This is a genomic window from Allobosea sp. P2_B12, assembly GCF_056404835.1.
Genome location: NZ_JBFUDG010000001.1, coordinates 986,322 through 1,007,465, shown reverse-complemented (window position 1 = coordinate 1,007,465; position 21,144 = coordinate 986,322). Strand labels below are relative to the sequence as shown.

Annotated in this window: 18 protein-coding genes; 7 read left to right on the top strand and 11 right to left on the bottom strand. The window is 66.9% G+C overall.

Translation table 11 applies throughout. The annotated features are described in order from the left end of the window. Window positions 1-5: 5 nt before the first annotated feature. From AC1DYU_RS04830 to AC1DYU_RS04815, 4 genes are all read left to right on the top strand, one after another. Entirely contained in the window at window positions 6-464 is a 459-nt protein-coding gene (locus AC1DYU_RS04830; protein WP_476790630.1) for a hypothetical protein, read from the top strand. 129 nt (window positions 465-593) lie between these two features. Continuing rightward, a complete protein-coding gene (cysG, locus tag AC1DYU_RS04825; RefSeq protein ID WP_476790629.1) occupies window positions 594-2,054 on the top strand; it encodes a siroheme synthase CysG in 1,461 nt (486 codons plus the stop codon). A gap of 99 nt (window positions 2,055-2,153) precedes the next feature. Continuing rightward, a complete protein-coding gene (locus AC1DYU_RS04820) occupies window positions 2,154-2,591 on the top strand; it encodes an OsmC family protein (protein WP_158486366.1) in 438 nt (145 codons plus the stop codon). Continuing rightward, entirely contained in the window at window positions 2,588-3,454 is an 867-nt protein-coding gene (locus AC1DYU_RS04815) for a sulfurtransferase (RefSeq protein WP_476790628.1), read from the top strand. Before AC1DYU_RS04820 ends, AC1DYU_RS04815 begins: the two co-directional genes overlap by 4 nt. Window positions 3,455-3,474: 20 nt before the next feature. Here the strand turns inward: AC1DYU_RS04815 and AC1DYU_RS04810 are convergent, their stop codons facing one another. Then, a complete protein-coding gene (locus AC1DYU_RS04810) occupies window positions 3,475-3,930 on the bottom strand; it encodes a hypothetical protein (protein WP_476790627.1) in 456 nt (151 codons plus the stop codon). A 222-nt stretch (window positions 3,931-4,152) separates the two neighbouring features. On the opposite strand from AC1DYU_RS04810, the gene rimO reads away from it, so the two are divergent. Further along, window positions 4,153-5,472 (top strand): 30S ribosomal protein S12 methylthiotransferase RimO, encoded by a 1,320-nt coding sequence (gene rimO, locus AC1DYU_RS04805; protein ID WP_158486369.1) that lies wholly within the window; start codon window positions 4,153-4,155, stop codon window positions 5,470-5,472. Between the two features lie 18 nt (window positions 5,473-5,490). On the opposite strand, the gene AC1DYU_RS04800 is transcribed toward rimO, so the two are convergent. From AC1DYU_RS04800 to AC1DYU_RS04790, 3 genes are all read right to left on the bottom strand, one after another. Next, the gene (locus tag AC1DYU_RS04800; protein ID WP_158486370.1) at window positions 5,491-5,826 is read right to left on the bottom strand and encodes a hypothetical protein; all 336 of its coding nucleotides are present in this window, start codon (window positions 5,824-5,826) and stop codon (window positions 5,491-5,493) included. A gap of 89 nt (window positions 5,827-5,915) precedes the next feature. Beyond that, entirely contained in the window at window positions 5,916-6,974 is a 1,059-nt protein-coding gene (locus AC1DYU_RS04795; RefSeq protein WP_476790626.1) for a hypothetical protein, read from the bottom strand. Window positions 6,975-7,089: 115 nt separating this feature from the next. Beyond that, window positions 7,090-8,064: a quinone oxidoreductase family protein gene (locus tag AC1DYU_RS04790; RefSeq protein ID WP_476790625.1), complete on the bottom strand. Its 975-nt coding sequence runs from the start codon at window positions 8,062-8,064 to the stop codon at window positions 7,090-7,092. A 183-nt stretch (window positions 8,065-8,247) separates the two neighbouring features. Between AC1DYU_RS04790 and AC1DYU_RS04785 the strand changes: the two genes are divergently transcribed. Continuing rightward, window positions 8,248-9,423 (top strand): UbiH/UbiF family hydroxylase, encoded by a 1,176-nt coding sequence (locus AC1DYU_RS04785; protein ID WP_476790624.1) that lies wholly within the window; start codon window positions 8,248-8,250, stop codon window positions 9,421-9,423. 6 nt (window positions 9,424-9,429) lie between these two features. Here AC1DYU_RS04785 and ppx read toward each other — a convergent pair whose 3' ends face one another. After that, window positions 9,430-10,959: an exopolyphosphatase gene (gene ppx / locus AC1DYU_RS04780; protein ID WP_476790623.1), complete on the bottom strand. Its 1,530-nt coding sequence runs from the start codon at window positions 10,957-10,959 to the stop codon at window positions 9,430-9,432. Beyond that, window positions 10,943-13,138 (bottom strand): RNA degradosome polyphosphate kinase, encoded by a 2,196-nt coding sequence (locus AC1DYU_RS04775; RefSeq protein ID WP_476790709.1) that lies wholly within the window; start codon window positions 13,136-13,138, stop codon window positions 10,943-10,945. The genes ppx and AC1DYU_RS04775 overlap by 17 nt, the downstream gene beginning before the upstream one ends. Before the next feature lie 250 nt (window positions 13,139-13,388). Here AC1DYU_RS04775 and AC1DYU_RS04770 point away from each other — a divergent pair, with 250 nt between their 5' ends. Further along, on the top strand, window positions 13,389-14,657 hold the full coding sequence (locus tag AC1DYU_RS04770; RefSeq protein ID WP_476790622.1) for an acyl-CoA desaturase: 1,269 nt from the start codon (window positions 13,389-13,391) through the stop codon (window positions 14,655-14,657). Window positions 14,658-14,726: 69 nt separating this feature from the next. Here the strand turns inward: AC1DYU_RS04770 and AC1DYU_RS04765 are convergent, their stop codons facing one another. The 5 genes from AC1DYU_RS04765 to AC1DYU_RS04745 form a co-directional block, all read right to left on the bottom strand. Then, window positions 14,727-15,419 carry a GTPase domain-containing protein gene (locus tag AC1DYU_RS04765; RefSeq protein ID WP_158486376.1) on the bottom strand — a complete coding sequence of 231 codons (693 nt, stop codon included), beginning with the start codon at window positions 15,417-15,419 and terminating at the stop codon, window positions 14,727-14,729. After that, window positions 15,412-16,521: an AI-2E family transporter gene (locus AC1DYU_RS04760; RefSeq protein WP_476790621.1), complete on the bottom strand. Its 1,110-nt coding sequence runs from the start codon at window positions 16,519-16,521 to the stop codon at window positions 15,412-15,414. The genes AC1DYU_RS04765 and AC1DYU_RS04760 overlap by 8 nt, the downstream gene beginning before the upstream one ends. A 123-nt stretch (window positions 16,522-16,644) precedes the next feature. Next, window positions 16,645-17,175 (bottom strand): CDP-alcohol phosphatidyltransferase family protein, encoded by a 531-nt coding sequence (locus tag AC1DYU_RS04755; RefSeq protein WP_476790620.1) that lies wholly within the window; start codon window positions 17,173-17,175, stop codon window positions 16,645-16,647. A 205-nt stretch (window positions 17,176-17,380) separates the two neighbouring features. Beyond that, a protein-coding gene (prfB, locus tag AC1DYU_RS04750; RefSeq protein WP_476790619.1) for a peptide chain release factor 2 occupies window positions 17,381-18,509 on the bottom strand; the annotation gives its coding sequence in 2 pieces (ribosomal slippage) (window positions 17,381-18,439 and window positions 18,441-18,509; 1,128 coding nt in all). A gap of 153 nt (window positions 18,510-18,662) precedes the next feature. Further along, complete coding sequence (locus AC1DYU_RS04745; protein WP_476790618.1) at window positions 18,663-21,110, bottom strand: penicillin-binding protein 1A; 2,448 nt, start codon at window positions 21,108-21,110, stop codon at window positions 18,663-18,665. Window positions 21,111-21,144: the final 34 nt, after the last annotated feature.

Here is a 21,144-nt window from a genome sequence, read left to right as displayed (position 1 = left end):
TCGCGATGAGACGGGCCGTTGTCCTGGGGCTGATCGTGCTCGGCTGCGCCGCGCCTGTGGCCGCCAGTTGGAAACCCAGCATCTTCGACGGCGAAAGCCGGCGCTCGATCCAGGGTTGCGCCGCGAAATCGACCGATGATTCCTGGTCTTGCGCCTTCATCCGCTGCGAGCCCGGCAACCGGCTCGGGCTTTATCTCGATGTGCCGGGCGCGCTGGCCGAAGGGCCGATCACCCTGGCCGTCGGGGCCCGCTCCTTTGTCCTTGCGCTGGAATCGACCCCGCCCAGTCCCTTCGGCGGCGCCTTGCGAGTGGTCGGCGCCGGCCCCGAGCTGGTCCCGGCGCTGGCTGCGGGCACATCACTGCGAATCGTCAACTACGGCATCAGCTCGGGATACGACGCGATCCCGCTGACGGGCATCGCGTCACATCTGCGCCGGATCGAACAGGCCTGCAAGCCGCGCTAATCAGCCGACAGACTGCCTTGCTGGTTCGCCCCTTGCTTTCGGCCTATCCTGTTGCAGGGAATGGCTTCCGCCCGCTATCGGACCATATCGAGCCGGCATGATGGGCCTGGAAGACAGACAAAGAACGCGATGACGCAGAGACGACCCGAAACCGCCAGCGCACGCCGTATCGAGCGTCTGGCGACATTGCCGCTCTTCCACAAGCTGGAGGGGCGCAAGGTCGTGCTGGCTGGCGACAGCGAAGGCGCACTCTGGAAGGCCGAGCTTCTGGCCGCGACCGGTGCCGATCTGCACGTCTTCGCAGGCCTCGGCGCAGAGCTGTTCGACAGCCTTGCGAAACAGGGCAATGGTGGGCGTATCACCGTCCATGTGCGAAATTGGCAAGCGGCCGATCTTCAGGATGCTGCGCTCGCGGTCGGCGATATCGAGAATGAAGCCGAGATCCGCGCCTTCGTCGCTGCGGCGCGGCAGGCCGGCGCGCCGGTCAACATCGTCGACAAGCCGGAGCATTGCGACTTCTCCTTCGGGACGCTGGTCAACCGCTCGCCGCTGATCGTCGCGATCTCGACCGATGGCGCCGCCCCCGTCTTCGGGCAGGCGCTCCGCGCCAGGATCGAGACGCTGCTGCCGGCCGGGCTCAAGGCCTGGGCTCAAGCCGCCAAGGACTGGCGGCCAGCAGTGCAGGCGCGCGAGTTGCCCTTCGCACTGCGGCGCGCCTTCTGGGAGCTTTTCACCACCAAAGCGATGAGTGAGCCGGAGCGGGCTCCAGACGAGGATGACAGGGCGGCGCTGTTCGCAGCACTCGACCGGCTCGAGGGCAGTCCGGACGGCACTGGTCGGGTCAGCCTGGTCGGTGCGGGTCCCGGCGATCCGGAACTGCTGACGCTCAAGGCGATCCGCGCGCTCCAGAGCGCTGACATCATCCTTTACGACGATCTGGTCTCGCCCGGCGTGCTCGAACTCGCCCGCCGCGAGGCCAAACGCATGATGGTCGGCAAGACGGGCTACGGCCCCTCGGTCAAGCAGAGCGAGATCAACGCGCTGATCGTCTCGCTGGCGAGCCAGGGCAAGCATGTCGTGCGGCTGAAGGGCGGCGATCCCGGCATCTTCGGGCGCGCCGGCGAGGAGATCGCCGCCTGCGCGGCGGCTGGCCTGCCCGTGACGATCGTGCCGGGGATTTCGGCGGCACAGGGCGCAGCCGCTTCGCTTGGGCTGTCCCTGACCCATCGCGACCATGCCCGCCGCCTGCAATTCGTCACCGGCCATGCCCGCAGCGGCGACCTGCCCGAGGATCTGGACTGGCGAGCCATGGCCGATCCCCATGCCACGACGGTGATCTACATGGCACGCGCCACCCTGTCGGGCTTCCGCGACCGCGCCATCGCGGCGGGGCTTGATCCGCAGACGCCGGCCATCGCCGTGCAATCGGCGACGCTGCCCGGCGAGATCCGCGTCGCCGCCACCATCGCGACGCTGCCGGAACGCCTCCGCGAGCTTCCGAAGGGTGGGCCGGTGCTGGTGATGGTCGGTCACGCGCTGGGGGGCGCGCTCTCCGGAACGGCCTCCGTCGCCGACCGCCGCCGCGCCTGAGCGCGCGCCGAAGCCCGCCGGGCTCGCCTCATTCCGTTCAAGCGGCTATGCCATGCAACCGACTTCGCCATGGCTGAATCGGCAGACAGGAGACGCAGCATGAAAGCGCGTGCAAGATGGGTCGAGGGCATGGCCTTCATGGGCGAGGCCGGCAGCGGCCATGCCGTCATGATGGACGGCTCGCCTGAATATGGCGGGCGCAATATCGGGATCCGGCCGATGGAGATGCTGCTGATCGGGCTTGCCGGCTGCACCGGCTTCGATGTCGTGCAGATCCTGAAGAAGGGGCGCGAGCCGGTCACCGGCTGCGAGGTCGAGGTCGAGGCCGAGCGCGCCGTCGAGGATCCCAAGGTCTTCACCAAAATCCATCTCGGCTATCGCATCAGCGGGCCGGGCCTCTCGCAAGCCAAGGTCGAGCGGGCCGTCACATTGTCGAAGGAAAAATACTGTTCGGCTTCGATCATGCTCGGCGCCACCGCCGAATTTACCTATGCGATCGATATCGTCGACGAAACGAAGAAGGTAGCAGCCGAATGAGCGAAACCGCATTTTCCGGCCTGATCAGCCCCGAGACTCTTCTGGCGCGGCTTAGCGACAGCAACCTCGTCGTGCTCGACATCCGCTCCTCCGTCGATGGCGGCGGCAAGGCGGCCTACGAGGCCGGCCATGTGCCCGGCGCCGTGCATTCCGACTATGTCGCGGATGGCTGGCGCGCCAAGGTCGGCAATGCGCCGGGCCTTCTGCCCCCGCTCGACCATCTTGCCGCTCTCGTGGGCCGGCTCGGCATTAAGCCGCATGACGACGTCGTCGTCGTCCCTGCCGGCGTCAGCGCGACCGATTTTGCCGCCGCCGCCCGCATCTACTGGACGCTGAAGCTGGTCGGCCACGGCCAGCAGGCGATCCTCGATGGCGGCTTCAAGGCCTGGATCTCGGATGCTTCGCGTCCGGTCGAGACCGGCCCCTCCGCCCCGAAGCCGACGGAGCCCTACCCTGTCGTGATGCAGCAGCGCCTGCGCAGCACGAGCGACGCCACGCTCGTCGCCTCGCGCAGCAAGCTCGCGACACTGGTCGATGCGCGCTCGACCAGCTATTTCGAGGGCCGCGAGAAGGCGCCCGAGGCAGCGCGGGCCGGGCACATCCCGGGTGCGGTCTCGCGCGACTATGCCGAGGCGTTCGACCCGGCGACGGGGCGGTTGAAGCCGGCGGGCGATCTGGCGAAGCTGTTCAGCGCAGTGCCCAACGGCCCGGCGATCTCCTATTGCAACACCGGCCATACGGCGGCGCTGAACTGGTTCGTCATGTCGGAACTGCTCGGCCGTGACGAGATCGCGCTCTATGACGGTTCGATGACCGACTGGACGCAGGACCCGGAGCGGCCGGTGGCGACAGGGGCCGCCTGAACCGCTCCGGCAGCACCTATTCAGTTGTTGCTTCTCGATACCGAGCGGTTGCCCTGCCGGTCGACATGGACGCCGGTGACGCGGCCGTCGGCAGTGCGGGTGAAGGTGCTGGTGATGCCGGTCTTGGGATTGTAGACGGTCCGGTTGACCTTGTTTCTCTTCGCCCCGTCGCCGCGCCGGCCCTGCTCCATGTTGCCATCAGGCGTCAGCGTCCTGACGGAGCGAACGCCGCCGCCGATATCTTCCGATGTGATGCGCGTGCCGTCGGGCAGGGTCGAACGAGCCGATGCGATCGGACCGGGCCGGCGCGCCGCGCCTGCTGCCGGCAGCGCAGCCCTGTTTGCCGGCGCGGGCTGGGCCCAGCGGTCGTCGCCGCCTCCGCCTCCGCCTCCGCCGCCTTCAGCGTGTGCCGTAGCCGCCATGCCGAGCACCAGCGCTGCCGCGCCGGCCAGGGACAGGATTGCATTGCGTGTCATGACCGTCTCCTCCTCACATAGGGTTTCTTGGCACCCGTCACGGGCGACACGCATTGGTCGCAGGAGCAGGCGATCAGGTTCACGCGCTGGCACGCTTTTCAGCAGAAGCGGGGCCAGGACAGCGCATATTTGCCAAACCGGCCGAAACGGGGCAAAGGAAGCGCATCCGCGCAGGCCCTTCAGCCGTGCCCTTTTGCTCCTCAATCTCCGAGTCCGCCGCCGATGAACGCCGTCGCGCCGAAAATCTCGTTCGTTTCGCTGGGCTGCCCCAAGGCGCTCGTCGATTCCGAGCGCATCATCACCTCGCTGCGCTCCGGCGGCTACGAGCTGAGCAAGACGCATGACGGTGCCGACCTCGTCATCGTCAACACCTGCGGCTTCCTCGATTCAGCCAAGGCCGAGTCGCTGGAGGCGATCGGCGCCGCGATGGCGCAGAACGGCAAGGTCATCGTCACCGGTTGCATGGGGGCCGAGCCCGAGCAGATCCGCGACAAATTCCCCAATCTGCTCGCGATCACCGGGCCGCAGGCCTATGAGAGCGTCGTTTCGGCCGTGCACGCCGCCGTGCCGCCGCGTCACGACCCCTTCGTCGATCTGGTGCCGGACCATGGCATCAAGCTAACGCCGCGCCACTACGCGTACTTGAAGATTTCGGAGGGCTGCAACAACCGCTGCAGCTTCTGCATCATCCCGAAGCTGCGCGGCGATCTGGTCTCGCGGCCGATCGGCGAGGTGCTGCGCGAGGCCGAGAAGCTGGTCAAGGCCGGCGTCAAGGAACTGCTGGTGATCTCGCAGGACACCAGCGCCTATGGCCTCGACATCAAATACGCTCCCTCGATGTGGCGGGATCGCGAGGTCCGCACCCGCTTCTTCGAACTGGCGCGCGAATTGGGCCAGATGGGCATCTGGGTGCGGATGCACTACGTCTACCCGTACCCGCATGTCGACGAGGTCATCCCGCTGATGCAGGAAGGGCTGATCCTGCCCTATCTCGACATCCCCTTCCAGCACGCGTCTCCCAATGTTCTCAGGGCGATGAAGCGTCCGGCTCATCAGGATCGCACGCTCGATCGCCTGCGCAAATGGCGCGAGATCTGCCCCGATCTCGCCATCCGCTCGACCTTCATCGTCGGCTTCCCCGGCGAGACCGAGGAGGACGTGCAGTTCCTGCTCGACTGGCTGAAGGAAGCCAAGCTCGAGCGCGTCGGCGCCTTCAAATACGAGCCGGTCAAGGGTGCGCCCGCGAACGACCTCGGCCTCGCCCTCGTCCCCGAGGAGGAGAAGGAGGCGCGCTGGCACCGCTTCATGAAGGCGCAGGCCGAGATCTCGACGCGCATCGTCAAGAACCGCGTCGGCAAGCGCATCCAGGTCATCATCGACGAGGCCGGGCCGACCGTCGCCAAGGGCCGCTCGAAATGGGATGCGCCCGAGATCGACGGCAATGTCTATGTCGCGAGCCGCAGGCCTCTGCGGGCGGGCGACATCGTCACGGTGAAGATCGAGCGCGCCGACGCCTACGACCTGCACGGCGTCGCGGTCTGAGGCATGTCCTCGTAGTTCTCAGAAGAACTGGCAGATCCGGCGGATGACCTTGCCGTTGCGGTCGCGCGCGATGGTGCCGTCGCTGCCGCAGCCGCCAGAGACCTGGGTCTCGTCCTGTGCCGTCCGCGCGCCCTTCGGCGGCGTATCGCAGGCTTGCGTCGGGCACTCGGTCACGGCGCGGCGTGGTTCGACCGCACGCGACAGCTTGGCCTTGCCCTGATCCGCAGCCGTAACGACGGCCGCTGGCGACGGGTCGTCGCTGCGGCTCTTGCCGCCGCTCTGCTGCGCCAACGCGACGGTCACGATGGTGAGCGAGGCGAGGAGAAGGCCAAGGGTGCGAAGGGGGCGAGACATGACGGCAAGTCCGAATGAGCATCAGCATGTGCTGACAGCCATTCGTCGCGGCATTGCTGCATTTGGTTCACTCAGACGACAGCAATTCGTCAGGCAGCCGCCCGGCGCGGAAACAGCCTGCGGCCGAGCCACCAGCCGAAGCGCTGCGCCAGCATGGCAAACGCGACCGCATAGCCGATCAGCGCGAGCATCCAGCCGACCGCGCTGAGGCTCAAGGCACCCAGTACAAGCGCGCCGCGCCCGAGCACCTTGAGGATCGCGCGCGTGGTCGTGCCCTTCGCCGCGCCGAGCTTGGCCGCCTTGCCGATGTCGCCGGCATCGTCGGCGAGGCTCAGCACCTGCCGCAGCCCGCGCTGGCCGGTGCGGGCATAGACGGATCCCGCATCCTGGCCGAGCGCAGCAAAGCGGGCCATCGCGGCGGGCTTGACGATGCCGCCTGCGGCGACGCGGGCAGCCGCGACATCGAAGCGCGATGCGGCGGCAAGGCTGGCGCTTAGGGCCGGGCGGTCGATCGCACCAGCGGCGACGCGGGTCAAATTGGCGGTCAGGGCGGGCGACAGCAGCTTCGTCTTGCTCGCCGCCTTGACAGCGCTCAGGCCGTTGCGCGCCGGCAGCGTGCCGCCGAAACTGATCCAGGTCGCGGCGCTGATCGCAAGCCCTGCCGCCGCGATCGCGAGCACGGTCGGGTCGGCGCCCTCCCCGCCCAGCCACTTGCGGCCCTCGAGCGCGAGGTCGCGCAGATCGCCATAGCCAGTGATGTCGCCGACGAGCGCGCCGGCAAAGGCGGCGCCGCTCTCACGGTCCCCCACGACGAAGCCATGGCCGAAATCAGTGACGGCCTGACCCAACGCGCCATCCTTGAGGATTTGCAGGCGGCGTTGCTGTTCAAGCGAGACGGCAAAGCCGCGCTCGCTCGCAAGCGCGAACAGGCTCTCGGCCAATTCGGGATCGCGTGCTGCGATAGCGCTGTCGATCTCGGCCGCGACACGCGCCGCCGATAGCGTCTCAGAGAGACGAAGCTCCGAGAGCGCGACGGGGTCCTCTGCGGCGGCGAGCAATTGCCAGTGCTGCCAGCCGGGCGGCAGCACGAGCGTGCCTGCCGCGGCCAGACCGAGCCCAAGCCCGAGCGCCAGCGCAACCTTCTTCATGCCGACGCCACGCCCCAAACCGCTTCCGCCCGGCACCTGCCAGACGGAAGCGACGTTTAGCAGCCGATTTGGGCGATATTGCCGCAGTCAGCCGTCACAAGCGGGAAATCCCGGATCAGGGGATCAGCACCGTCGAGCCCGTCGTGCCGCGCCCTTCCAGCGCGCGATGGGCGTTGGCGGCATCCGTCAGCGCGAAGCGCGCATTGACCGGCACCACGACCTTGCCGGACGAGACCGCCCCGAACAGGTTCTTCGCCATCTCGACCATGGTCTCGCGCTTGGCGATATGGGTGAACAGCGTCGGCCGTGTCAGATAAAGCGAGCCTTTGGGCCCAAGCAGGCCGAGATTGACCGGATCGACCGCGCCCGACGCATTGCCGAAGCTCACGAGCACGCCGAACGGCTGCAGGCAGTCGAGCGAGGGCAGGAAGGTGTCCTTGCCGACGCCGTCATAGACCACGGCGCAGAGCTTGCCGCCGGTGATCTCCTTCACCCGGGCGACGAAATCCTCCTCGCGATAGAGGATGACATGGTCGGCGCCATGGGCCTTGGCGAGCGCGGCCTTCTCCGTCGAGCCGGCGGTGCCGATGACGGTCGCGCCGAGCGCCTTGCCCCATTGGCACAGGATCAGGCCGGTGCCGCCGGCGGCGGCATGGACCAGGATGGTATCGCCCGACTTCACCTTGTAGGTCCGGTGCAGCAGGTATTCCGCCGTCATGCCCTTGAGCATCATGCTGGCGGCGGCCTCAAACGAGACCGCGTCCGCCAGGGGCACCGTCGAGTTGACCGCGACGATCCGCTCCTCGGCATAGGAGCCGAGCGTCGCGACGTAAGCGACGCGGTCGCCCGGCTTGAATTCGGTGACGTTGGGGCCAACCGCCAGAACCTCGCCGGCGCCTTCATTGCCAGGCACGAAGGGCATCTGCGGCACCGGATAGAGCCCGCTGCGGAAATAGGTGTCGACGAAATTCAGGCCGATGGCCCGGTTCTTCACCAAGAGCTCACCCGGCCCCGGCTGGGGCAGCGTGATGTCCTCGACCTGCAACACCTCTGGGCCGCCCACCTTGTGGACGCGGATCGCCTTGACCATGACTCGTCTCCTCGGACTTCGTGGCAGGGACCATAAGGCCTGCGCCGTGCCGCGCAACGCCGCCGCCACGCGGCTGGGGCATCACATCTGTGCGATGGCGAGGCTCTCCTCGCCGCGCCTCAGCCCGCGCCTGCGACGCCCCGGCCAGTGGCCAAGCCCGGCATCTTGAGCTAGCCACATTGCATGAGTTCGAGCGATGCCCATCCCATTGATATCGCCATCGTCGGCGCAGGCGCCGTCGGTCTTGCGGCCGCTCTCGCGCTGGCGGAAGCCGGCCGGAGCGTCGCGGTGGTGGGCCCGCTGCACGCGCCTCGCGACGGGCGCACGGTCGCCCTGCTCGACGGTTCCTGGCGGCTCTTCGGCGAACTCGGCCTGGCGGATGTGCTCGCCGAGCGGGCCGCGCCGCTTTGCGTGATGCGGCTGGTCGACGATACCGGCAGCCTGTTTCGTCAGCCGCCGGTCGAGTTCCGCGCCTCCGAGGTCGGGCTCGACGCCTTCGGCTGGAATGTCGAGAATGCCGAATTGGTCGAGGCGCTGGCCGCAAGGGTCCGCGATACCGGGGCGATCCGGCTCGTGCCGGGGCTGGTTTCGGAGATCGTCCCGGACGAAGCAGGCGTCATGCTGTCGGGCGAGGGCTTGCCGCCCCTGCGCGCGCGCCTCGTCGTCGGCGCCGATGGCCGGCAATCGCGCGTGCGGGCGGCGGCGGGCATCGCGGCGCGCGACTGGCGCTATCCGCAGGTCGCACTGACGGCCATCCTCAGCCACACCCGCAACCATCATGAGACCTCGACGGAGTTCCACACCCGAAAAGGGCCATTCACCCTCGTCCCCCTGCCCGGCCGGCGCTCCTCGCTGGTCTGGCTGCTCGATCCCGAAGAGGCCGATGCGGTCGCGGCGCTCGACGATTCAGCTTTCGCGCGTCGTGTCGAAACGCAGGCGCATTCGCTGCTCGGTGCGATGCAGCTCGATGGGCCGCGCGGCCGCGTGCCGATGGGCGGATTGTCGGTCGAGCGCTTCGGCGCGGGCCGTATGGTCCTGATCGGCGAGGCCGCGCATGTCTTCCCGCCGATCGGCGCGCAAGGGCTCAATCTCGGCCTGCGCGACGTGACGGCCCTGCGGGAGGCGGTCTCGGATTCCTCCGATCCCGGCGCGGCTGGGGTCGTCGCGGCCTATGATCGCGCCAGGGTGGCGGATGTCCGCCTGCGCACCGGCGCGGTCGATGCGCTGAACCGGACGCTGCTCACCGACCTGATGCCGGCGGATCTGCTGCGTGGCGCGGGCCTGCTCGCGTTGTCGCGGCTGGGGCCGCTGCGTCGCCTCGTCATGCGCCAGGGACTGGCCGGCGGGATCGGGCGTTAGACAGTTTCAGATCCGCGCGATCTCGACGTCGCGCCCGAGCAGCTTGGCGAGCTGTTTCAGCCGCCCCACGACGCGGTCGCTCGCCAGCGGGCGCAGATCGTCGGGAAAGCGCAGGATCAGCTTGCCATCGACGCAGGTCGCTGGCATGCGCGGCAAAAGCCCGGCCATGCCGGCTGAGAGCAGATAGGCGACGCGGAAGATCGCGGCGAGCAGGAAGGCCCGTTCCAGGATCGGCGGCGGCAGCAGCGCACGCAGCTCCAGCGCCGCCGGCGACGTGGATTTCAGCCCGGCATAGCGGTGGAAGATCGCCAGCGCCAGGAAGGCGCGCCCGATATGGTCGATTCCTGTGAAATAGGCATGGGCAATGACGTTCATGCTTTGCTCGCCGCGATAATCGGGATGGGCGCGCCAGCCGATATCCGAGAGCAGGCAGACCGACTCGATCAGTCGCGATGACGGCTCGTCCTCGGACAGGCCGGCCGTCTCGAGGATGGCACGGCTCCAGGCGATCAGCTCGGCGGCATGGCGCGGGTCGCGTGCCCGCAAATGGTTGTAGTCCCGCGCCGCGCGCAGCAGCGGATCGGCCGCGCGTTCCTCCGGCGAGAGCTGTTCGTGCAGCAGCCCCTCGCGCACGCCTTGCGCCGAGATGATGACGGCACGCGGCTTGCCGCGCTTGATCAACTCGTCGAGCACGAGCGCACCATAGGCCAGCAGCGGCCGCCGTGCCGACGACACGGTGTCGATCGCATCCAGTCCCGTCAGGTCGGCGCGCTCGACCAGCTTGACGAAATCCGCAACGTCCTTCGCCGGCACGGTATAGCCGTGCATGACGTTGAGCGGGTATTTCGCCTGGTGCTGGTGCAACGTCGCGAGCGCCCGCCAGGTCCCGCCCACGGCGTAGAAGTCGCGGCCCTTCATGGCGCCGACCTGCGGCAGCTTGTCGAGTTCGTCCTTGACGATCTTCTCGGCCAGCTTGAGCGAGTTCTTCGAGCGGTCGAGCAGCGCCAGACCGCCGAGCGGAACGCTGGCCCCCTCCCCGACATGCCCGCCGGTAACGGTGATCAGCTCGAGGCTGCCGCCGCCCAGATCACCCACGACCCCATCGGGATTGTCGAAGCCCGAGACGACGCCGAGCCCCGACAGCACCGCCTCGCGATCGCCCGAGATCAGCTCGATGCGCTGGCCGATCGCCTCCTCGGCCCGCGCGATGAACTCCGGCCCGTTGCTGGCATAGCGCGCGGCAGCGGTGGCGATGACGCGGATCTCGCCGACATGCATGGCCTCGCACAGGATGCGGAAGCGCACGAGGGCGGAGATCGCGCGCTCCATCGCGTCGGTCGAGAGCTTCCCGGTCGAAGCGACGCCGCGGCCGAGGCCCGCCATCTCCTTCTCGTTGAATACCTGGGCCGGCGCGCGCGCCACCATCTCGTAGACGACGAGGCGCACCGAGTTCGAACCGATGTCGACGATCGCCAGCGTGCCGGCGCCCAGGCCGAGCCGGCCGGGCGCGTTCAGGACCTTAGCCTTTTCGTCCACCTCGGCGTGAGAGGGACCGGGGGCTGGAATTGGAAAGTGATTTGCCACGTCCTGAGAGACTCGGGTTCGTCATGAAGTACTTATGCGCGTTGAACGACTCTTCGTTCGGCGCCGGGACAATGCGTCGGGAGCCGCCATCGGGCAAGATCGTCCAGCTCTGTTCGTTGTCGAGAAAGTTCGCCAGCATGATCTGTTCGAGCAGCTGCTGGTGCACCGTCGGGTTCAGGATCGGTGTCAGCGCCTCGACGCGCCGGTCGAGATTGCGCGGCATCAGATCGGCCGAGGAGATGTAGAGCTTCGCCTTGGGCGACGGCATGCCATGGCCCGCGCCGAAGGCATAGACGCGGGTATGCTCGAGGAAGCGCCCGATGATCGATTTGACCCGGATGTTCTCGGACAGGCCGGGAACGCCCGGTCGCAGGCAGCAGATGCCGCGTACGACGAAATCGATCTCGACGCCGGCCTGACTCGCGTCATAGAGCGCGTCGATGATCTCGGGATCGACCAGCGAATTGCATTTGCCCCAGATCGCACCCTTACGGCCGGCCTTCACATGGGCGACCTCCTCGGCGATGTCGTCAAGCAGGCGCTGCTTCAGCCCCACAGGCGAGACCGACATCTTCTCCAGCTCGGCCGGCTCGGCATAGCCGGTGATGAAGTTGAAGACGCGGGCGACATCCTGCGACATCACCGGATCGGCGGTGAAGAAGGAGACGTCGGTATAGATCCGCGCCGTGATCGGATGGTAGTTGCCGGTCGCGATATGGCAGTAGCTGACGAGTTGCCCGGCTTCGCGACGCACGACCAGCGAGAGCTTGGCGTGGGTCTTCAGTTCGATGAAGCCATAGACGACCTGGACGCCGGCGCGCTCCATCTCCTTGGCCCAGCGGATGTTCGCCTCCTCGTCGAAGCGCGCCTTGAGCTCGACCAGCGCCGTCACCGACTTGCCGGCCTCTGCGGCTTCGGTCAGCGCCTTGACGATCGGCGAATTGGACGAGGTGCGGTAGAGCGTCTGCTTGATCGCGACGACATTGGGGTCGCGCGCGGCCTGCTCCAGGAACTGCACGACAACGTCGAAGCTCTCGTAGGGGTGATGGACGAGCAGGTCCTTCTGGCGGATCGCGGCGAAGCAGTCGCCGCCATGCTCGCGGATGCGCTCGGGAAAGCGGGCATTGTAGGGCTTGAACTTCAGGTCCGGCCGGTCGACGCCGACGAGCTGGGCCAGTTCGCTGAGGCCGATCATACCGTCGATCGCGACGACCTCGTCCTCATCGACCTTGAGTTCGCGCACGATCAGCTTGCGCAGATGCGCCGGCATGCCGCGGCTGATCTCAAGCCGGATCACGACTCCGAGCCGGCGCAGTTTCAGCATCGTCTCGAAGACCCGCACCAGATCCTCCGCCTCCTCCTCGATGTCGAGATCGGTGTCGCGGATGACGCGGAACGAGCCCGTACCCTTGACGTCGTAGCCCGGGAAGAGCTTGCTGATGAACAGCGAGACCGCGTCCTCCAGCGTGATGAAGCGGCGCAGCCCCTCGCGTGCGAGGTCGGGCAGCTCGATGAAGCGATCCATCTTGATCGGCACGCGGATCAGCGCATCGAGCTGACGGCCGTCGCTGATCCGTTCCAGCGCCAGCGCCAGCGTGAAGCCGAGATTGGGGATGAAGGGAAAGGGATGCGCCGGGTCGATCGCCAGCGGCGTCAGCACCGGGAAGACGTAGTTCAGGAAATAATCCTCGAGCCAGACGCGCTCCGGCGGGCCGATGTCGCCCGGCGCCAGCAGATGGATCCGGTTCTCATGCAGGTCGCGCTTGAGCTCGACCCAGCGCGCCTGCTGGTCGTCGGTCAGCGCTGCGACCGCCCGGCCGAGTTCGCCGAGCTGCTCGGCCGGGGTCAGCCCGTCCTGGCTCGGCGTGACCACGCCGGCCTTGAGCTGCTCGCGCAGGCCGGAGACGCGCACCATGAAGAACTCGTCGAGATTGGCCGCCGAGATCGAGAGGAAGCGCAGCTGCTCCAGCAGCGGGTGGTTGCGGTTGGAGGCCTCCTCCATGACGCGGCGGTTGAACTGCAGCCAGGACAGCTCCCGATTCATGAAGCGCGCCGGCGACTGGCGCAGCGAGGTGGCCTCGTCGGCGGGAACGGCCTCCACGGCTTCGACGACGACGGCGCTGGGTTGCATGTTCATGCCTCTGGCTCTCGTTCCGGTCGCTGCTCTGGCCACGTTGGTCTCCTTGGCTGGTCTTGAGCCATCCTAGCGTGACGGTTCGATGACGCACGACACCGTATTTGCCATTCTCCGGCCATCGCAGCCCCTACCCTGCGTCGAGCGGTCTCCTTGCACCGACCGTCAAGGTCCTGTTTCGTGCGCAAAGCGGGAGTTTCCCTTCCAGGCGGCTGCGACAGGAGCCGCGCCAACGCCAGAGGCCGTCTTGAACAGCACGCTCCACCATGATGACGGCGATATCGTCTATCCGTCCGCGATCCCCTTCGTCCTGGCGCATCTCGCCTGCTTCGGCGCGATCTGGAGCGGCGTGACCGCGACCTCGGTCTGGCTCGCCATCGGCCTGTACTGGCTGCGGATGTTTGCGGTGACAGGCGGCTATCACCGCTATTTCTCGCACAGGACCTACAAGACCAGCCGCTTCGGGCAGTTTCTGCTGGCCTTTCTGGCGCAATCGACGGCGCAGAAGAGCGTGTTTTGGTGGGCCTCGAAGCATCGCCATCACCATCGCTATGCCGACACCGAGCATGACGTCCATTCGCCGGTTCTGACCTCTTTCGTCTACTCGCATGTCGGCTGGATCTTCAGCCGCGACCATCACGTCTTCGATGATTCCAGCATCCAGGACCTGACGAAATTCCCCGAGCTGCGCTGGCTGCACCGCTTCGAGATCGTGCCGGCGATCCTGCTCGCCGTGATCTGCTTTGCGATCGACGGCTGGGCGGGCCTGTTTGTCGGCTTCTTCTGGTCGACGGTCGCCGTCTTCCACGCCACCTTCTGCATCAACTCGCTCGCCCATGTGCATGGCGACAAGGACTATGTGACGGGCGACGAGAGCCGCAACAACTGGTGGCTGGCGATCATCACGATGGGCGAAGGCTGGCACAACAACCACCATGCCTATCAGTACAGCGTTCGCCAGGGCTTCCGCTGGTGGCAGATCGACCCGACCTATTACATCATCCTCGGCCTCTCGAAGCTGCGCCTGGTTTGGGACCTGAAGCAACCGCCGCAGGCGGTGATCGAACGCTCGCAGGCGCTGCCGCCGCGCGTCATCGAACGCTCGGCCGAGCGGCTGGCAGCTTCCGTTCCACTCGACCGCGTCGTGACGGCCTTCCGCGAGGCTTATGCGGCCACGCCGAGTCTCGCCGATCTGCACCTGCCGAGCATCACGCTGGCCGAACTCAAGACGGCGCTGGGCGAGCTGCAGGATCGTGCCGGCGACCGTCTGGCTGAAATCCAGCAGCAGGCGCATGAGGCCCTGGCGAACTGGGACGCCTCGAACTGGCAAGCTTCGAATTGGCATCTGCCGGTCCTGCCGACGCGCGAGCAGCTCGGCGAGAAGGCGGCGGCAATGTTCGTCAAGACGCCCTCGCTCGACGCCATCGCGGCACGGGCCCACGACCTCCTCGTCGAGGCGATGCATGCCAGGCTGATCGCCTCATCCGTCGAGGCAACGCCCGGCCGAGCCGGCTGAGCGCCGACGAAAGCGTTTTCATGCGAAGTGGATACCGGTTCGCGTGAAGAAAACGCGACGACAAAATGCTCAGTCCTCGGGAAAGAGCGCCGCCAGGGCTTCCGTCGCCAGCGCTCGCGTCACGCGGCGCCCGCGTTCGAGCGAGAGCCGATCGAGCGCATCGACCAGCGCGCGCGCGGCTGCAAAGGAGCGCTCCATCCGCAGCGCCAGCATCTCGATGATGCCGGTATCGACGACGAGTTGCCGGTCGATGAAGAGCTTGACGAGCACCGCGCGCAACAACGCGTCATCAGGCGGCTCGATCGTCGCATGCGGCGCCAGCCGCAGCCGCGACAGCAGATCCGGCACGCGCAAGCCCCATTGATCGGGCGATCGGCGCGCCGTCAGCAGCAGGAAGCCGCCGCGCGCCTTGATCGCGTTCATCAGATGGAACAGCGCCGCCTCGTCGGCCAAGTCACGGTCGCAATCCTCGACGACCAGCGCGCCGCCGGAGACCAGATGCGGCACGTTGCCTTCGACGACCTCGGACGCCGGTACGGTCCAGGCATGGGCGGCCTTGGCCCAGATCGCGGCGAGATGGGTCTTGCCGGCGCCTTCCGGCCCGACCAGCCGCAGCCACGCGTCCGGCCAATCCGGCCAGGCTTCGACGAAGCCATAGGCCGCCTCGTTCGACGGGCCGATCAGAAAGTCCTCGACGCCGTGGCGGCTGTCGACCGGCAGGTCGAAGGCGAGCTGGCGCGGGCGGCCGGGTTGATCAGACATCTGTGTCGATGCGGACCTGCACCTGCGCCGCCCGTGCGGCGTCGCCGCCATGATAGATGTTGCTGGCGAGGTATTGCCGGAGCGCGAAGCGGCAGAGCACGCCTATGACGGCGGCCATGGGCACCGCCAGCAAGAGCCCGACGAAGCCGAATAGGGAGCCGAAGGCGAGCAGGGCGAACATCAGCCAGACCGGATGCACGCCGATCGAATCGCCGACGAATTTCGGCTGGAAGATGTTGCCCTCCAGGAACTGCCCGGCGGCGAAGACGGAGAGCGTCGCCAGCGGCAAGGTCCAGTCCGGCCAGAACTGGACAATGGCGACGCCGACGGAGAGCACGAGCCCGGTCAGCGAGCCAACAAAGGGAATGAAGGAAAGAAAACCGCTGATGATACCGATCAGCGCGCCGAAATTGACGCCGAGCAGGCTCAGGCCCACGGCGTAGAAGATGCCGAGCAGCAGGCAGACCAGCGCCTGTCCGCGCAGGAAGCCCGCAATGGCGGTGTCCATCTCGTGCAACAGGCCGCGAATCGTCTCGCGATGGTCGAGCGGCAGCCAGCCATCGACGGTGGCGCACATCCGGTCCCAATCGACGAGCAGGTAGAAGGCGATGACCGGCGTCAGCACCAGCAGCGAGAACACGCCGATGATCGCCGTGCCGCCAGTCCAGAGCGACTGAAGGACGCTGCCGACCCATTTGGTCCCCTCGCCAACGAGGTTTCCGAGCGAGTTCTGCGCTTCCTCGGTGATCTTGGTGCCGCCGAGGCGCTCGAGCCAGGGGCCGCCCCGCTCCAGCACCAGCGCCTGCAGCTTGGCCGCGTCGGCAGGCAGGCGTGCGACAAGGCCCGCGAGTTGCTGGCCGAGCAGCGGCGCCAGCAGCACCAGCGCGAGAACGAAGACGAGGAGGAAGACGACGAGGATCGCAATCGTCGCGGCAAGCCGGCTCATGCCCGCCTTTTCGAGGCGGTCGGCCAGCGGATCGAGCAGATAGGCCAGCGCCAGCGCTGCGATGAAGGGCAGCAGGACGTCGCGCAGCACCACCAGCAGCAGCACGAAGACGACGAGCGAGATCAGCCAGAAACCGATTTGGCGTTGCAGGGTCATTCTCGGGCCTTTCGCGGATCCGTCGGCGCGGTCCTCACATGGGAGGGGAAATGTGGGGAGAGGCGGTCGATTGTCCAGCCGGCGGCCGACGAGCCCGCCGCCACGGACGGTCTATGGGAAGGATCACGCCGCCATGTGACGCAGCCAGAAGGCCAGATAGGCGGTCATCGAGCCGAGCGTCAACAACGCCACGAAAAGCTGGCCGACCTGGACCGCCTGGCCCATATCGAAGCCGAAGGCTCGCGAGCCCAGCAGAAGCGCGGCAAAAATGATCTGCGCGCCCGTATTGAGCTTGCTAACGACGAAGGGCGCCATCGCCAGCGGCTTTCCCATCAGCCAGGACAGGATCACGGCCGAGACGATCAGCACGTCGCGCGACACCACCAGGATGACGAGCCAGGCCGGCACCGCACCGACGATCGCCAGCGTGATGTAGATCGAGACGATCAGCGCCTTGTCGGCGATCGGATCGAGATAGCCGCCCAGTTCGCTCGCCATGTCGAAGCGCTTGGCGAGGAACCCGTCGACAGCGTCGGAGATGCCAGCGACGACGAAGATGACGAAGGCGCCCTGCCAACGCTCGTTCAGGATCATGACGATCACGAGCGGGACGAGACACAGACGGCCGATGGTGATCAGGTTGGGCAGCGTCATGCAGGCGGCTTCGGGTCGGGCAGAGCGCGACGCTAGACCATCGGGCACGAAAGAGGAAACGGACGCGCCCTCGCCCGCCGGCGTCATTCTCGGGCGAAGCGAAGCGCAGACCCGAGAATCTCTGGACGAGAACGCGCCCGTCTCAGACAGGAGCCTTCGTGTCAGGAGATGCTCGGGTCAAGTCCGAGCATGACGCGCGTTGCCGCTAGTCGAGATCCTCGACCTCGACCTCCGTGCCATAGACCCGCTGTGCCAGCGAGGCTTCCAGGAACGGGTCGAGCGCGCCGTCGAGCACTTCGGAGGGCGCAGTCGAGCTGACGCCGGTCCGCAGATCCTTCACGAGCTGATAGGGCTGCAGCACATAGGAGCGAATCTGGTGGCCCCAGCCGATATCGGTCTTGGAAGCCTGCTCGGCGTTGGCCTTGTCCTCGCGCTTCTTCAGCTCGACCTCGTAGAGGCGGGCGCGCAGCATGTCCCAGGCCTTGGCCTTGTTCTTGTGCTGCGACCGCTCCTGCTGGCACGACACCGCGATTCCCGACGGGATATGGGTGATGCGCACTGCCGAATCGGTCGTGTTGATGTGCTGCCCGCCGGCGCCCTGGGCCCGGTAGGTGTCGATCCGGCAATCCGATTCGTTGATCTCGATGACGATGCGATCGTCGACGACCGGATAGACCCAGATCGACGCAAACGAGGTCTGCCGTCTCGCGTTCGAATCAAACGGCGAGATTCGCACCAGCCGGTGCACCCCGCTCTCCGTCTTCAGCCAGCCATAGGCATTGTGGCCCTTGAACTGCAGCGTCGCCGACTTGATCCCGGCGGTGTCGCCGTCCTGGTATTCGAGGGTCTCGACCTTGAACTTCCGCCGCTCGCCCCAGCGCCGGTACATGCGCAGCAGCATCTCGGCCCAATCCTGGCTTTCGGTACCGCCCGCGCCGGGATGGATTTCGAGATAGGTGTCGAGCATGTCGGCTTCGCCAGAGAGCAGCGTCTCGACCTGGCGGCGCGCCGCCTCGACCTCGACAGCCTTGATTCCGGCCTCGCCCTCGCTGATCGAGGCGGCATCATCCTCCATCTCGCCAAGCTCGATGAAGGTCAGCGCATCGTCGAGATCGCGCTCGAGCATGGCGATGCCGTTGATCTGGTCCTCGAGCGAGGTGCGCTCGCGCATCAGCTTCTGCGCGGCGTCGGCGTCGTTCCAGAAATCGGGTCCCTCCGAGAGGGCGTTCAGTTCCGCGAGGCGGCGTTGTGCGACATCCCAGTCAAAGATGCCTCCTCAGCAGTCCAATCGACTGCTTGGCGTTGTCGAGCTGGGTCTGGATTTCTGGACGCATGCGTAAACGGGCCTTCTTGGAAACTGGCGTCGAGATAGGCGGGAAAGCGTGCGGTGTAAACGCCTACCGCAACATGGGCGGCCATGAGCCGACCATGTTTGGCAAGAGATTCTCAGGTCCGCGCTTCGCTTCGCCCGAGAATGATAGCGCGCTTCAGTACAGCCCGCCCGTGCCGGAACCGACGGCGCGTCCGCCACCCGGCGAGACGCTGAACGGGGTCGTGCCGTCGCCGGCCGCGCCGATGACGGAGTAGCTGTCGGGCGGTGCCGTGCCCGGCTTGAACGCCTCGAGGATGCCGCCCTCACCGCCCGAGCGCATCCCGGTCTTGGGATCGACGCGGATCAGCTTGATTCCGGCGGGAACGCGGAACGGCGTCGCCGGCTTGTCCTTGAGCGCCGCCATCATGAAGTCGCGGAAGATCGGCGCGGCGTACTGGCCGGCGGTGGCCGAGGTGCCGAGCGACTTCGGCTTGTCGAAGCCCATATAGACACCGACCGCAAGGTCGGGCGAGAAGCCGACGAACCAGACGTCCTTGGCGTCGTTGGTGGTGCCGGTCTTGCCGGCGAGCGGCTTGCCGACCGACTTGACCACGGTCGCAGTACCGGCCTGGACCACACCCTCCATGATCGAGACCATCTGGTAGGCGGTCAGCGGGTCGAGCACCTGGTCGCGGTTGTCGATCAGCCGCGGCTCGCGCTGGTCGGCCCATTTCGTCGCGTCGCAGCCTTCGCAGATGCGCTGGTCGTGCCGGAAGATGGTCGCGCCCCAGCGGTCCTGAATGCGGTCGATCAGGGTCGGCCGGATTTTCTTGCCGCCATTGACCAGCATGGCGTAGCCGGCCGTCATCCGCATAACCGTCGTCTCGCCGGCGCCCAGCGACATCGAGAGCACCGGCAGCATGTCGTCATAGACGCCGAAGCGGCGGGCATATTCCGCGATCAGCGGCATGCCGACATCCTTGGCGAGACGCACGGTCATCAGGTTCTTCGAGAACTGGATGCCGTAGCGCAGCGTGCGCGGGCCGGTGAACTTGCCGTCGTAATTGCTCGGCTGCCACATGCCGAGCCCGCCGCCCTGATCGATTTCGATGGGGGCATCGAGGATGATGCTGGAGGGCGTGTAGCCGTTGTCGAGTGCAGTCGCATAGACGAACGGCTTGAACGAGGACCCCGGCTGGCGCATCGCCTGCGTCGAGCGGTTGAACTCCGACTGGTCGTGGCTGAAGCCGCCGACCATCGCGAGAACACGGCCGGAGAAGGGGTCCATCACGGTGATGGCACCGTTGACCTCGGGCAGCTGCCGCAGCCGAACCTGGCCCGGACGGTTGTCCATCGGCTCGACATAGACGACGTCGCCGACCGACACCGCCTGCGCCACGCGCGAGCGACGGGTCCATTTGATGCCCTCGCCGCCGAGCGTGACCGTCTCTCGGTCGCTCTTCAACTGGCCGGAGGTCTCGCGCAGCGGATGCAGGCCGAGCCGGGCGCTGTCGCCGGCCACCTCCAGCACCACGGCCAGCCGCCAGGGCGCGACGTCGCCGAGCACCGGCAGGTCGCCGATCGCCAGTCCCCAGTCGCGGGCCGACAGCTCCAGCTTCTGGATCGCGCCGCGCCAGCCGCGGGCCTCGTCGAAGCGCACGAGACCATCGACCAGCGCCTTGCGCGCCATCAGCTGCATCTTGGGATCGACGGTGGCGCGCACCGAGAGGCCGCCCTCGAGCAGCTTCTTCTCGCCGTAACGGTCCTGCAGCTCGCGGCGGATTTCCTCGGCGAAATAGCCGGCCGCGATGTTGTTCGGCGAGACCGTACGCGGATTGACGCCGAGCGGCTGGCCTTTGGCCGCATCGCCGGCGGCGCGGGTGACGAAGCCGTTCTCGACCATGCGGTCGATGACGTAGTTGCGGCGCTCGATGGCGCGCTCGCGATTGCGGAACGGATGCAGGTCGGTCGGCGCCTTCGGCAGGGCGGCGAGATAGGCCGCCTCCTGTAGGTTGAGCTCGTGCACCGACTTGCCGAAATAGTTCAGCGCGGCCGCCGCGATGCCATAGCTGCCCTGCCCCGGCGCCGGCGCGCCGAGATAGATCTCGTTCAGATAGAGCTCGAGGATCTTGTCCTTGGAATAGGTCGACTCGATCCGCAGCGCGACCAGCGCCTCGCGGATCTTGCGTTCGATGTTCTGCTCGGAGCCGACGAGGAAGTTCTTCGCCACCTGCTGGGTGATGGTCGAGGCACCCTGCGGCCGGCGGCCGGCGGCGCGATTGCGGAAGTTGGTGATCGCGGCGCGCACGAGGCCTTCGGGATCGACGCCGACATGCTTGTAGAAGTTCTTGTCCTCGGCCGAGAGATAGGCCTCGATGATCAGCTTGGGAACGGCCTGGATCGGCAGATAGAGCCGGCGCTCCCTGGCGAATTCCGCGATCAGCGAGCCGTCGCCGGCATGGACGCGCGTCATCACCGGCGGCTCGTAGTTCCGCAGCTGCGCCGAATCGGGCAGGTCCTTGGAGTAGTGCCAGAGGAATCCGGCGGCGCCGATCGCGCCGATCACGAAGACGATCGCGCCCGCCGTGAACAACCATCCAAACATTCGCAGGATAAAGCGCATCTCAGGCCCTGGCCCTTGCCTCGTGACCGCCCGG